At 68.5% G+C, this 13,135-nt stretch carries 13 protein-coding genes; 5 read left to right on the top strand and 8 right to left on the bottom strand.

The window, feature by feature from the left end:
- Nucleotides 1–285 precede the first annotated feature (285 nt).
- The gene (locus NKJ07_RS17370) at nucleotides 286–558 is read left to right on the top strand and encodes a hypothetical protein (RefSeq protein ID WP_318568050.1); all 273 of its coding nucleotides are present in this window, start codon (nucleotides 286–288) and stop codon (nucleotides 556–558) included.
- A gap of 14 nt (nucleotides 559–572) precedes the next feature.
- On the opposite strand, the gene NKJ07_RS17365 is transcribed toward NKJ07_RS17370, so the two are convergent.
- From NKJ07_RS17365 to NKJ07_RS17335, 7 genes are all read right to left on the bottom strand, one after another.
- Entirely contained in the window at nucleotides 573–2,180 is a 1,608-nt protein-coding gene (locus NKJ07_RS17365; RefSeq protein ID WP_318568049.1) for a gamma-glutamyltransferase family protein, read from the bottom strand.
- A gap of 53 nt (nucleotides 2,181–2,233) precedes the next feature.
- Nucleotides 2,234–3,070, bottom strand: coding sequence for an SDR family NAD(P)-dependent oxidoreductase (locus tag NKJ07_RS17360; RefSeq protein ID WP_318568048.1), 837 nt, complete (start codon nucleotides 3,068–3,070; stop codon nucleotides 2,234–2,236).
- Between the two features lie 43 nt (nucleotides 3,071–3,113).
- Nucleotides 3,114–4,142, bottom strand: coding sequence for a DUF4350 domain-containing protein (locus NKJ07_RS17355; protein ID WP_318568047.1), 1,029 nt, complete (start codon nucleotides 4,140–4,142; stop codon nucleotides 3,114–3,116).
- On the bottom strand, nucleotides 4,129–5,010 hold the full coding sequence (locus NKJ07_RS17350) for a S49 family peptidase (RefSeq protein ID WP_318568046.1): 882 nt from the start codon (nucleotides 5,008–5,010) through the stop codon (nucleotides 4,129–4,131). Before NKJ07_RS17350 ends, NKJ07_RS17355 begins: the two co-directional genes overlap by 14 nt.
- A gap of 110 nt (nucleotides 5,011–5,120) precedes the next feature.
- Nucleotides 5,121–5,921, bottom strand: coding sequence for an ABC transporter permease (locus NKJ07_RS17345; protein WP_318568045.1), 801 nt, complete (start codon nucleotides 5,919–5,921; stop codon nucleotides 5,121–5,123).
- Nucleotides 5,922–6,917 (bottom strand): ABC transporter ATP-binding protein, encoded by a 996-nt coding sequence (locus NKJ07_RS17340; protein WP_318568044.1) that lies wholly within the window; start codon nucleotides 6,915–6,917, stop codon nucleotides 5,922–5,924.
- Between the two features lie 108 nt (nucleotides 6,918–7,025).
- The gene (locus NKJ07_RS17335) at nucleotides 7,026–8,018 is read right to left on the bottom strand and encodes a right-handed parallel beta-helix repeat-containing protein (protein WP_318568043.1); all 993 of its coding nucleotides are present in this window, start codon (nucleotides 8,016–8,018) and stop codon (nucleotides 7,026–7,028) included.
- Between the two features lie 497 nt (nucleotides 8,019–8,515).
- Here NKJ07_RS17335 and NKJ07_RS17330 point away from each other — a divergent pair, with 497 nt between their 5' ends.
- The 3 genes from NKJ07_RS17330 to NKJ07_RS17320 are packed head-to-tail and all read left to right on the top strand — an operon-like array spanning nucleotide 8,516 to nucleotide 10,687.
- The gene (locus tag NKJ07_RS17330) at nucleotides 8,516–8,707 is read left to right on the top strand and encodes a hypothetical protein (protein WP_318568042.1); all 192 of its coding nucleotides are present in this window, start codon (nucleotides 8,516–8,518) and stop codon (nucleotides 8,705–8,707) included.
- On the top strand, nucleotides 8,704–9,759 hold the full coding sequence (gene aceA, locus NKJ07_RS17325; RefSeq protein ID WP_318568041.1) for an isocitrate lyase: 1,056 nt from the start codon (nucleotides 8,704–8,706) through the stop codon (nucleotides 9,757–9,759). Before NKJ07_RS17330 ends, aceA begins: the two co-directional genes overlap by 4 nt.
- Entirely contained in the window at nucleotides 9,752–10,687 is a 936-nt protein-coding gene (locus tag NKJ07_RS17320; protein ID WP_318568040.1) for an HpcH/HpaI aldolase/citrate lyase family protein, read from the top strand. The genes aceA and NKJ07_RS17320 overlap by 8 nt, the downstream gene beginning before the upstream one ends.
- 189 nt (nucleotides 10,688–10,876) lie before the next feature.
- On the opposite strand, the gene NKJ07_RS17315 is transcribed toward NKJ07_RS17320, so the two are convergent.
- Nucleotides 10,877–11,005, bottom strand: a complete 129-nt coding sequence (locus tag NKJ07_RS17315; protein WP_318568039.1) for a hypothetical protein — start codon at nucleotides 11,003–11,005, stop codon at nucleotides 10,877–10,879.
- A gap of 259 nt (nucleotides 11,006–11,264) precedes the next feature.
- Here NKJ07_RS17315 and NKJ07_RS17310 point away from each other — a divergent pair, with 259 nt between their 5' ends.
- Nucleotides 11,265–13,109 carry an SLC13 family permease gene (locus tag NKJ07_RS17310; RefSeq protein WP_318568038.1) on the top strand — a complete coding sequence of 615 codons (1,845 nt, stop codon included), beginning with the start codon at nucleotides 11,265–11,267 and terminating at the stop codon, nucleotides 13,107–13,109.
- Nucleotides 13,110–13,135: the final 26 nt, after the last annotated feature.

The raw sequence follows: 13,135 nt of genomic DNA, 5'->3' as shown, positions 1-13,135 counted from the left end.
GCTCTGTCCACTCGCTGGCGTACGCGAGACCGACCGGAACGTGCGCCGAGCGAGGCGTCACCCACCGCCCGTCACCGCTCGCGGGGTCCGCGGGCCGATAACGGGTCGTTATCGGGGGACGCCGACACACAGCCGGGGCTCGAACGGCGACTGGAGACGGCGGTCTCCCGCGGTTAAACCCTCGGTTAACGGGGCCACACCGACCGCTTGGTGAAGTCACTCCCGTCCGACGTGAGGGTGTACGGAGACGGAGGGCGGGGTCGCTTTCCGCTACGTGACGAGACCATGTCCGACACCACACTGACCACGCCGGCCCGGTTCGCGGACGGAACGGTGAGCTACGAAGACGTCCAGACGGTCATCACGCCGGAGGCGCGCGACCACTACACGGTGACGGTGCGAGAGGCGGACGGCACCACACACACCCACGCCGTCGAGCGGGTCGTGATCAACACGGCCGAGGTCAAACTCGCGGACGCGGTCTGGTTCGTCGACATCAAGGTCGACGTCGGCGTGCCGGCGACCGGCCACGGCGATGTCGTCTGGGTGTGGGTGTAGGGACGACCGACGCCTCAGTACGGCGCGACGGTGCCGTCCTTGCGGGGCTCGGTCGCCCCCGAGAGGGTTCCGTCGTCGTTCCGCGCGAGCTGTGCCCCGCCGAACTGGCCCGGCGGGAGCACCCGGACGTCGTGGCCCCGGCGGGCGAGCTTCGTCGCCCCCGGCAGACGCTCTTCGACGGCGAGCGTGCCGTCCTCCCGGTAGCGCCACCGCGGTTCGTCGAGCGCACGCTGGACGGGCAGGTCGCGGTCGGCGAGGTTCGACACGACTTGGACGTGTCCCTGCGGCTGCATGAACCCGCCCATGACGCCGAAGGCGGCCCAGTCATCGCGCGCGTCGTCGGGCGCGAAGTCGAGGAGCCCCGGGATCAGGGTGTGGAACGGTCGCTTGCCGGGGGCGAGCCGGTTCGGGTGGTCGGGATCGAGCGAGAACGACGCACCGCGGTTCTGGAGCGCGATGCCCGTCTCGCCCGCGACGAGCCCGGAGCCGAAGCCCGCGAACAGGGAGTTGATGTACGAGACGACGTTGCCCGCGTCGTCGGCCACGCAGAGGAGGACGGTGTCGGCGTCCTCCGCGCGGCTCCGCGGCAGGAACGAGACGTCCCCGGTCGCCTCCGGGCCGATCCGAGTCGCCCGCTGGCGCGCCCACGACCGGGAGTTCAGTGGCGGCATCTCCTCGTGGTCGGGATCCGTGATGTACCGATGGCCGTCGTGGAAGGCGAGTTTCGTCGCCTCGGCGAGGAGGTGGAGCCGTTCGACCCCCTCGGCCTCGGGCGCGCCGACCTCGCTCGCGACGTTCAGCGCCTCCAGCGCGACGAGCCCCTGGTTGTTCGGCGGGAGTTCGTACACCTCACAGCCGTTGTACGTCGTCGAGACCGGGTCGACGAACTCCGGCTCGAACGCGGCGAGGTCGTCCATCGAGAGGAAGCCCCCCTTCGACCGGACGGCGTCGACGATCGCCTCGCCCACGTCGCCCTCGTAGACGACGTCCGCGCCCGCCTCGCCGATCCGTTCGAGCGTGCGACCGAGCGCCGGAAGCCGGATCTGCTGGCCGACGTCGGGGGCGTGACCGTCGAACAGGAACGCGTCACGGGCGTCGTCCTCGAAGAGGTCCTCGCCGTGGTCCCACTGGGCGGCGATGACCTCGCTCACCGGGTAGCCCTCGGTCGCGTACCGAACGGCGGGGGCGAGACACTCCGCCAGGGTCAGTCGCCCGAGTTCGTCGACCGTCGTCTCCCACCCGCGGGCCGTGCCGGGGACGGTCACCGTGTGCGGCCCGCGGAACGGCATCGACGCGCCGTCGTCGGACTCCCCGCCGACCGCCTCGCGGACCGCGTCGAGGGTCGCCGCGGCGGGGGCTCCGCCGCAGGACCGGAGCGCGCCGACGTCGCCGTCGGCGGTCCGGTAGAGCGCGAAGACGTCGCCGCCCAGGCCGGTGCTCATCGGCTCGACGACGTTCAGTGCCGCGGCGGTCGCGACGGCGGCGTCGAAGGCGTTGCCTCCTGTCCGGAGGAGTTCGACGCCAGCTTCGGCGGCGAGCGGCTGGCTGGTGGCGACGACACCACGAGAGCCGTAGACGGTCGAGCGACGGGACGAAAAACGGTCGAGATCCGGAGCCGGCATACCCACGCTTCAGCGCACGGGTGTAAAATACCCCGCGTGTACCCGGCCGAGCGCTACTCCCGACGGCGGAGCGCACGGCGGCCGGCGTCGACGAGCAGGGCGGCGGCGGCGCGGAGCACGCTCGGGTTGCGGACGCGGGCGAGCGCGAGGCGGTCGTAGACGCGTTCCGGCAGCAGCGCCCGGCAGGCGAGGAGGAGCCGCGCCTGTCCAGTGACGGGGTAGCGCGCGGCTGGCGACGCCGACTCGACCGCGTCGACGACCACCCGGGCGACCCGTTCGGGCGGGACGCCGCCGGGGTCGTAGCGGGCGTCGACGCGGTCGTACAGCGCGCGGTGGGGCGAGTCGTCGTACCCGCGAAGCGCGGCTTTCGCCCGCTCGTTCAGTCCAGTCCCGACCGCGCCGGGTTCGACGAGGACGACGTCGACGGCGGACTGTTCGGCGCGGAGCGCGTCGAAGATCCCTTCGAGGGCGTGTTTCGTCCCGGCGTAGACGCCGTGGAGGGGGAGCGACGCCCGGCCCAGCACGGACGAGAGCGTGACGACTCGGCCACCGTTCTCCCGGAGACGCGGGAGCGCCGCCCGGGTGACCGCGAGCGTCCCGAAGACGTTGACGCGGAACTGCGCTTCCACCCGGTCCCAGTCGGCGTCCTCGACCGCGCCGAGTTCGTACGTCGCGGCACAGTTGACGAGCGCGTCGAGGTCCGACGGGAGGACCTCACGGACGCGTGACTCGTCGGTCACGTCGGCGACGCGGGTCTCGACGGTCGGCGGGAGCGACGCCAATCCCTCGGCGTCGACGTCGACGCCGACGACCCGGTGCCCACGCGCGGCGAGTCTGGTCGCGGTCGCGCGGCCGATGCCCGAGGCGGCGCCGGTGACGAGAACGGTCATACGTCCGTCGACCGACCGCGGAGAAAAAGACGTGTCGACCGCGTTACGCCGGCGTCGGGGCGGGGGACGGCGTCGGCCCCGGTTCGTCACCGCCGCCCGACGGTGGCGCGGGACCGGGTCTCGGGGCGGGACCGCCCGGCGACCGCGGTTCCTCTTCGCCCGGCGGCTTCGGTGCGCCGGGCGTCTTCTCGCCGCTCACGAGGAACGCCGCGAGGTTCCCGATGAAGACCTCGTTGTCGGCTGTCGCGGCGTTCTCGCTCCGGAGGAAGTCCGTGTCGCCGACGGCGACGACGCCGCCGTTGCGGGCGACGAGCGCGTGGTCGCCGGCGCGGCGCGTGGTCGAGAGCGTCGTCTCGCCGGCGTCGCTCGCGACGACCGTGGCGTCGTCGCTCGCGGCGACGGGGACCGCCTCGCGGAGGACGAGTCGGTCGACGCCGGCGGCGAGGCCCTCACTCCTGGTCGGCTCGGCGGCGACGGATTTGAAGTGGCCGTCGTCGGCCATGTCGTAGAGGTAGCCGTCGCCGAACCCGAGCCCGTAGCCGGAGGCGACGCCGGTGTGGGTGTCGCCGACGGTGCTGAAGGAGACGCTGAACAGGCCGCCCTGAACGGTGGTCTTCGGCGGTTCGGAGAGGAGCAGGAGGCGGCCGCCCGCGTCGACGAACGCGCGGATACCGGCCACCTCGTCGGGAGAGAAGGGCTGTCGCGGCGTGGCGACGACGTAGGCGTCCGCGCGGCGGAGCGACGCGTTCAGGTCGCCCTGGCTGTGGACGCGCACCTCGTGGCCGTTGCGGACGAGCGCCGACGTCATCGGTTCGAGATCGGACTCGTCGATGGCGTTGCCGTGGGCCATGTCGACGACGACCGTCTTCTCGCCGGCCGCGTCCATCTCGACTGTGCCCGTCTCGTCGTCCGCGGCCGGCAGGAGCGCCGACGGCTGGAACTGCTCGTTCTCGACCGGCGTGTACGCCGGGGTCGACTCGGTCGCGAACGCCGCGATCCCCGTGCCGCCGAGGAGGAGTCCGACGACGAGGACGAAGACGCCGCCGACGCGGAGGAGCTCACGCGCTCGCATTCGCGATCACCTCCCCGTCGAGGTTCACTTCGCCGTGAACCATCAACAGCCGCGTGGTGTCGACGCCGCGGTAGCCGATCCCGGGTTCGACCACGACCGTCTCGTTCTCCGTGGACGCGAGGATGATGCCACCCCGCCGCGGCTGTTCTTTCTCGACCACGTCGTAGTCGGCGAGGCCCGCCATCGAGGCGGCGTCGTCGACCGCCTCGGAGAGCGGTCCGATGCGGTCGGCCATCCCGTTGTCGACCGCCCGCGCGCCGGTGTACACCTTGGCGTGGGCGACCTGCTCGCGGGAGATCGAGAGGTCGTCACCGCGGTGTTTCATCACCGTGCCGACGAACGCGCGCTGGAGCGTCTCGATCTGTTCGCGCCGCTGGTCCATCGTCCCTGACGCCTTGTCGGGGCCCGAGCGGATCTCGTAACCCGGGGCGGGCGGCGGGACCGTCCCTCGGACGCCGACGCTCCCCACCATCGACGCGGGCGTGACGTACACCCGCTCGGCGGGGAGCATCCCGTAGTACGCACCCGACGCGCCCATCGACTGGACGCTGGCGACGACGGGCATCTCCTGGGCGGTGCGCTGGACCGCCAGGTAGAGCCGTTCGCTCGCCGCGGCGCTGCCGCCGGGGCTGTCCACTTTGAGGACGACGGCGTCGATGCTCTCGTTCTCGCGGGCCTCGCGGAGGTCGTCGGCCACCGAATCGACCGAAGAGGATGAGACGAAGCCGGTGATGGGGACGACAGCGACGCTCCCCTCGGAGCGGGTGCCGTAGTCCCAGACCACGGGCGCGAGGGCCGCGCTCACGACGATCGCTGCGACGACGGCCACGACGTACGCGGCCGTCTTCGAATCCGTGTCGAATGCCATGCGTCCCGAGCGAAGAGTCGTCCGTAAAAATCGGTTCGCGAGAGTCAAACAGCCGTTTCACCCACACGTGACCGGAGAGGTCACGATCGGCGAGCACCGAGGAGACGCGGTCACTCGGTCAGCCCGTAACCGCGTTTGAACAGCGCGACGTTGACGCCGACGAGGACGACCGTCATCACCGAGAGCACGACGAGCGAGGCGTTGGGGTCGACCTCGCTCTGCCCGAGGAAGCCGAACCGGACGCCGTTGACCATGTACACCATGGGGTTGGCGAGCGACAGGGTGCGGAGGAACCCCGGGAGTTCGCCGAGCGAGTAGAAGACGGCCCCGAAGAACACCAGCGGCCGGAGGATGAACTGGTTCAGCATGGTGAGGTCGTCGAAGTCGTCGGCCCACAGGCCGCCGACGATGCCGAACGACGAGAAGAGGAGGGTGATGACGAGGGCGAACGCCAGGAGGTAGATCGGCTGGGCGACCCCCACCGGCGTGAAGAGCGCGCCGATGACCGCGATGAGGACGCCGACGATGAGCCCGCGGACGGCCCCCGCGACGGTGTACGCCCCGACCATCGTCGAGTACGACAGCGGCGAGGTGAGCGACTCCTCGATGTAGCGGTTCCACCGGCCGTGGAAGATGGAGAAGGAGGCGTTCTCGAACGCGTTGGAGATCGCCCCGAGGACGACGAGCCCGGGGAGGATGAAGAGGATGTACGGGACGCCGTTGATCGTGCTGATGCGCTCGCCGAGGATCACCCCGAACACCGAGAAGTACAGCACGTTCGTGATCAGCGGCGGGGCGAACGTGTTTTTCGGCCGGCGGAGGAAGCGCTCGATCTCGCGGCGGGCCAGCGTCCGAAAGCCGACGCTCGTGACGCTCGAGACGAGGGCCAACACCGTGCCGAGGGCGGACATCTACCGGGCACCCCCGACTTCGACTTCGGTCTCGGACTCGGATTCGGACTCGTCGTCGCCCGCGGGGATCGTCTCCTGGGAGTTGGTCATCTCGACGAACACTTCCTCCAGCGAGGTCCGGGAGATGTCGATGTCGACGATCTCGAAACCCTTGCGGTCGAGTTCGCGGACGAGGTCGGGTGCGAGCAGGCCGCCCTGGCGGGCGGTGACGACGATGTCGGAGTCGGTGAGTTCGACGGCCTCGACCTGCCCGTTGCCGGCGACGATGTCGGGGACTTTCTTGGGGGGATTGCGGAGCGTGACCCGGACGCGGTCGGTCCCGCGGTTCATCAGTTCGTCGGGGCTGGCCACTTCGACCACGCGGCCGTCGTCGAGGATCGCCACCTCGTCGCAGAGGCGCTCGGCCTCCTCGATGTAGTGGGTGGTGAGTAAGATCGTGGTGCCGCGGTCGTTGAGTTCGGTGATGAGCTCCCAGAGGTCCCTTCGGAGTTGAACGTCGACGCCCGCGGTGGGCTCGTCGAGGATCAGGAGGTCGGGGTCGGTGACGAGCGCCCGGGCGAGGACGAACCGGCGTTTCATCCCGCCGGAGAGCCAGTCGAAGCGCGTGTCGCGTTTCTCCCAGATGCCGACGCGCTTCAGCACCTCCTCGGCGCGCTCGCGGGCCGCCGACCGGGGAACGCCGTGGTAGCCCGCCTTGTGCTCCAACACTTCGCGGATGGGGAAGAACCGGTCGACGTTGAACTCCTGGGGCGCGAGTCCGATGCGGTCGCGCGCGCCCCGGTAGTCGGCTTCGACGTCGTGACCGAACACTTCGGCCCGGCCACCGCTCTTGCGGACGAGTCCGACGAGGACGTTGATGAACGTCGTCTTGCCCGCGCCGTTCGGACCCAAAAGCCCGAAGAAGGATCCCTCGGGGACCGTGAGGTCGACGCCCTTCAGCGCCTGTACGTCGCCGTACTGCTTGCGGAGGTCTGCAACCTCGATGGCTGGTGTCACTACCTGTGAGGTGGGGCGCGAGCGGATTAAGACCGACGACATCGGCCGAAGAGTGAGTCGCGTGAGCGCGTAGCGTGACGGGTTCGTGGCCCGTTCGGAGGTGTCCGATCAGAGCTGTGGGCCGTCAGCGTTCCGGGAGAAATCGTTCCCCGCGATCGTAACCGACGCCTTCGACCCGGCGAAGATGCCGTAGCCGGCACTCCCGTGGACCGTACTCCCCACGATCACCAGACGGCTCCCGCCCGAGACGACGACGTTGCCGCGTCCGCTCGCGTGCGAGAACTGCGGGTCGCCGCCGCCGTACTCGACGACGGCGTTCCGGAGTCGGTTCTCCTCTCGGTTCGAGTTGTAAAACTGAATCCCGCGCCAGTAGCCGCGCGTCTTCTGCGCCCCCGTGAAGGTGATCGGCCTCGACGCCTCCGTGTCGGGATCGATCCCGACGACCGTCAGCGCGCCGTCCTCGACGATCAGCGACGAGCGATGTCCGAACTCGACGGTCACCCCCGGTGCGATCGTCAGGTGTCCCGCCACGTCGATGTCGGTGTCGTCGATGACGCGGTATGGAACGTCGATCGCAGCCCACGTCACGTCGTCGTCGAGGGCGTCGTCGTCCACGATCCAGGCGTCCTCGTCGTTGCCGGTGTACGACGAGGAGGTGTCCAGCACCCCGGCTGACAGCGGCGTCCCGAACCCTGCGTGGGCGTTGGCAGTCACGTGGTTGTCTGTGAACGCGTCGACCGCCGCTGCGTGCTCGAAGACGACACCGTAGTCGCCGCTCTCGCGGATCGTCGAGTTTGTCATGGAGAACCGCTTCGCGCCGACCGCGAGATTCGCCGCGGCCGACGCGTGGGCGTGCGAGTGCGAGCCGCCGTCCTCGACGATGACGTGCGAGAGGGTCGAGGGGCCGGCGCTCTCGCGGAGCTGGACGCTCCGCCAGACGCCCCGGGTCGCCCCCTCGCCCGTGAACAGTATGGGTTCGGCGCACGACCCGACCGCGTCGAGACGGCCGCCGTCCTCGACGACGAGTCCCGTCCGCGACGAGAAGCTCAGTCGCTTCCCCGGAGCGACGGTGAGCGTCCCTCCGTCGCGCCGACCGTCCACAGGGGCGTTCGTCTATCGGTCGTGGCTCGTCGGCGGGAAGTCAGACGGTCCGTTCAGTACGTCGCATGATTACTTCTCCGAAAGTAAAAGTTCATCTGCAGGTGACGAATCTCTTGGTGAGACGGCCGATGAACCGGACCACCGCCTGGTTTACCGAGGAAACGAATCCGAAATAATGACAACCAAGTATTACATTTTTGTTCTACACTTTCAATTGATTGGTTGAGAATCGGTTATCGAACAGTTCTGCGCCCGATAGGAACCTGTTCTGCGTCGAAATAAGAATTATGCTAGACAATGACAAACATTTATACACCTAAAATCGGTGTGCAGAATAATAGTTGATTATAGAATATTATCATTATAGATCATAAACTTTATTCGTAGGTCTGTCGTTGCCCGAGATGCGCCAATGACGACCGTACACGTATCCGGAGCGACCGACCGCACCCCGACCGACTCGACACGCCAACCGAAGCCTCCGATACGACGATAACATGAGCACGCACTCCGACACGACCCGACGAACCGACAGCCGAACCGACCGCGAAGAACAAGAGACCGAAGCGCCGCTCTGTCCCGATCTGGGGCCGAACGGCGTCGATTCTACCACGCAGCTCCGCCGGGAACTGGAGACGATGCGCGCGCAACTCGACCGGATCGAGCGCCGACTGGAGGACGAGCGATGAGCGACGCGCCCCTCGAACCGACCGAGATGGATTCGGACACGTTCACCCGCGACATCGACAACCCGATGGGACGGGAGCTACGGCGGAAACTCGACGAGGAGCCGTTCGTCTTCGCGCCCGGCCTCTACCACGCGCTCGACGCCCGGCTCGCGGAGATGACGGGCCACGACGCCGCGTACATGTCGGGCTACTCGACCGTCCTGGGACAGTTCGGCTTCCCCGACCTGGAGATGGTGACGATGACCGAGATGGTCGAGAACGCAAAGCGGATCGTCGAGGCGTGTAACATCCCGGTCATCGCCGACTGCGACACCGGCTACGGCGGCATCCACAACGTCCGCCGCGCGGTGCGCGAGTACGAGAAGGCCGGCGTCGCAGCGATCCACATCGAGGATCAGACCTCGCCCAAGCGCTGTGGCCACATCGCGGGCAAGCAGATCGTCTCGCGCGAGGAGGCCCGGTCGCGGTTCGACGCGGCCGTCGACGCGAAGCAGTCCGAAGACACCGTGATCATCGCCCGGACCGACGCCTACGGCTCGGCGAACGGCGACTGGGAGGAGCACCTCGAACGGGGGCGGATCTACGCCGACGCGGGCGTCGACCTCGTCTGGCCGGAGATGCCCGACCCCAGTCGGGAGGACGCCGTCCAGTACGCCGAGACGATCCACGAGACCCACCCCGACCTCGACCTCGCGTTCAACTACTCGTCGTCGTTCGCGTGGTCCGAAGAGGAGGACCCGCTCACCTTCGCCGAGCTGGGCGAGATGGGGTACAAGTACATCTTCATCACGCTGTTCGGCCTGCACTCGGGCGCACACGCCGTCTACGAGGACTTCAAGCGGCTCGCGGAGGCCGACGAGGAGGCGCAGTTCGGTCTCGAAGGACGCTATCTCGACCACCCGACCGAGTCGCACCACGAACTCTCGTTCGTCTCGCGCTACCAAGACATCGAGATGGAGTTCGATCCGCTGGCGCGCGAGCGCATCGAGGGCTCGGAGGGGTTCACCGAGGAGCAGAGCGCCCCGGTGACCAGCGAAAGCGACGATGACTGACGAGGTGACGCTCCGGCGATCGCAGCTGGCGACGCCCGGGAGCGATCCGAAGATGATCGAGCGCGCGCCGACGTCGGGGGCCGACGAGGCGTTCCTCGACCTCGAAGACAGCGTCGCTCCCTCGGAGAAGATCGGGGCGCGCGCGAACGTCATCGAGGGGCTCTGCGAGTACGACTGGTCGGAGACGAAGCCGTGCTTCCGGATGAACGGCGTCGAGACGCAGTGGTGGTACGACGACGTCATCGAGGTGGTGGGCGCGGCGGGCCGGCACCTCGACACGATCATGGTACCGATGTGCCACGACGCGTCGTACGTCGGGACCGTCGACGACCTCCTCACGCAGGTCGAGGTCAACGAGGGGCTCCCCGAGGGCGAAATCGGCCTGCAGTGTCAGATCGAATCGGCGAGCGGGATGACCAACGCGCCCGAGATCGCGCGCGCCTCCGACCGGATCGAGTCGCTCGTCTTCGGCCCCGGCGACTACACCGCGAGTGTCGGCGCGGCCGGGCTCACGATCGGCTCCGGCGAGGGCTATCCGGGACACTACTGGCACTACCAACTCGCCCGGCTCGCCCACGCGGCCAAGGCGGAGGGGCTACAGGTCATCGACGGCCCCTTCGCCGACATCGAGGACACGGCGGGCTTCCGCGACTCCTGCCGACACGCTTCGTTGCTCGGCTGCGACGGCAAGTGGGCGATCCATCCCTCGCAGATCGAACCCGCGAACGAGGTGTTCGCACCCTCGCCCGACGAGGCCGAGCGGGCCCGGCGGATCGTCGACGAGTACGCCGCGGCGATGGACGCCGGGAAGGGCGCGGTGAGCGTCGACGGCGAGATGGTCGACGAGGCGACGAACAAGATGGCCCGGCGGATCGTCGACCGCGCGGAGCAAGCAGGCGTCCTCAGGGAGGGGTCGAGCGCGGACTGAGCGCGCGGTCGGCCGGGGACCGACCCACGACCTCGAGACTCGGCTTGGTCTCTCCCCATGCTGGTGCGGCTTTTTTCGCGCGAACTCCACAGGAAGCGAGCGAGATCACCGGGCGTGCCGAGCGGCGGGGATCGCGCTCGCCGTTCGGGGATCACCGGGACCGACGGCGTCGGCCCACGGGAAGTGCGTTCAGTCCGCGGCGTGTCGCGGGACGTAGCCGCAGTCGACACAGCTCCACGACTGGTGGGCGAAGACGACCGCTCCGTCACACCGTGGGCAGGAGTACGCTCGTTTCGACGCGTGCTGTTGTGTTGCCATTACCGTACGGATCGGTCTCCGGCTAAAAGAAGTTTACTGTGATCCGAGTAAAATTACAGAGTTCGTGAACGCCACGGTGTCGCCGCCGGCGGTGATCCCGGGAGACTGTGGCTCCGTGGTGTCGCCGTGACGCGTGGGATCGAGCGGACCGTCGGCGCGGTCGGTTATCGGGTACGAGTGGTCCGGCCGCGGATCGAGTAGACGTCGTCGTTGCCCACTATTCACCACGCTTTTGCCCCCTGGTAGCAACGTGCCGGTCGTGGTCGCGCTCACGCCCGGGATCGTCGTCGTGTTCGCGCTCATCCTCGTGGCGCTCGTCATGTTCGCCACGGAGCCGGTTCCGGTCGACGTGACCGCCATCTCGGTGATGGTCGCGCTGATGCTCGTCGAACCGGTCTCGGGGCTCTTCGTCGAGGTCGGCGTCCTCGGCGCGCCGATCCCGATGGTCACCCCCGAAGAGGGACTGTCGGGCTTCGCCAACGCCGCGACGCTCACCGTGCTCGCGATGTTCATCCTCTCGGAGGGCGTCCAGCGGACGGGCATCGTCCAGAAGCTCGGCGCGTTCATCTCGCGGTACACCGCCGACAGCGAGGGCCGACAGCTGGGTGCGACGGTCGGCGTCGTGGGGCCGATCTCCGGCTTCATCAACAACACCGCCGCCGTCGCCATCCTCCTGCCGATGGTGACGGATCTGGCGGAGCGGGGCGGCACCTCCCCGTCGAAGCTCCTCCTGCCGCTGTCGTACGCGTCGATGTTCGGCGGGATGTTGACGCTCGTCGGCACCTCGACGAACATCCTCGCCTCGGAGCTGTCGGCACGCCTTTTGGGCCGTCCGTTCGGGATGTTCGAGTTCACACAGCTGGGGATCGTCGTCTCGGTCGTCGGCACGCTCTATCTCCTCACCCTCGGGCGCTACCTCACCCCCGAGCGGATCAAACCACGGGTCGACCTCACCGAGGAGTTCGAGATGGCCGACTACCTCACCGAGGTGATGGTGCGCGAGGACTCGCCGCTCGTCGGGATGCGGGTCCAAGAGGCGCTCGTCGAAACCGACTTCGACGTCGACCTCCTGCAACTGATCCGCCACAACCAGGTGTTCCTCGAACCGCTCGGTCCGAAGGAGATCCAGGTCGGCGACGTGTTCGCCCTGCGGACCGACCGCGATACGCTGGTGGAGTTGCTCGACGCCGAGGGGCTCGACCTCGTCCCGGTCAGGGTGGACGAGGCCGAACTGGAGACGGCCGAACGAGGGCAGAACCTCGTCGAGGTCGTCGTCGCGCCCGGGTCGTCGCTCGTCGGCGAGTCGCTCGTTACCGCGCGGTTCCGCCAGCGGTACGACGCGACCGTCCTCGCGCTCCGCCGGGGTGGCGAACTCGTCCGCAACCGCCTCGACAACGTCCAGCTCCGCGTCGGCGACACCCTGCTCGTCCAGGCGTCGGCGGACAGCATCGAGCAACTGGATCGGAACCGCAACTTCATCGTCGCCCAGGAGGTCGAGCGTCACGACTTCCGCGAGTCGAAGATCCTCGTCGCCGTGGGCATCGTCGCCGCCGTCGTCGCGCTGGCCGCGCTCGACTTCGTCCCGATCGTCGTCTCGGCGCTCGCCGGCGCGGTGGCCATGGTGGCGACGGGCTGTCTCCGCCCAACCGAGATCTACGACGCCGTCCAGTGGGACGTCGTCTTCCTCCTCGCGGGGGTCATCCCGCTCGGCATCGCTATGGAGCGAACGGGCGCGGCGGCGCTCATCGCCGAGGGGGTCGTGGCGAGTTCGACGCTCCTCCCGCTCGTCGGCGTGCTCGCGCTCTTTTACGTGGTGACGGCGCTTCTGACCAACGTCATCTCCAACAACGCCTCCGTCGTGTTGATGATCCCCGTGGCGGTCGAGGCCGCGACGACGCTCGGCGCGAACGCCTTCTCGTTCGTCCTCGCGGTCACCTTCGCGGCGTCGACCGCCTTTATGACGCCTGTGGGGTATCAGACGAACCTCTTCGTCTACGGCCCAGGAGGGTACAAGTTCACCGACTACATACGGGTCGGTGGACCGCTCCAGCTGGTGTTCGTCGCCGTCACGACGCTGGGGATCGTCTTCTTCTTCGGGCTCTGACGAGCGCCGTCGACCGACTCGGTACC

This window comes from Salinigranum marinum, from assembly GCF_024228675.1.
GTDB lineage: Archaea > Halobacteriota > Halobacteria > Halobacteriales > Haloferacaceae > Salinigranum > Salinigranum marinum.
Note: the sequence above shows the minus strand (reverse complement) of the source record. Positions and strands in the feature narration are given on the sequence as shown.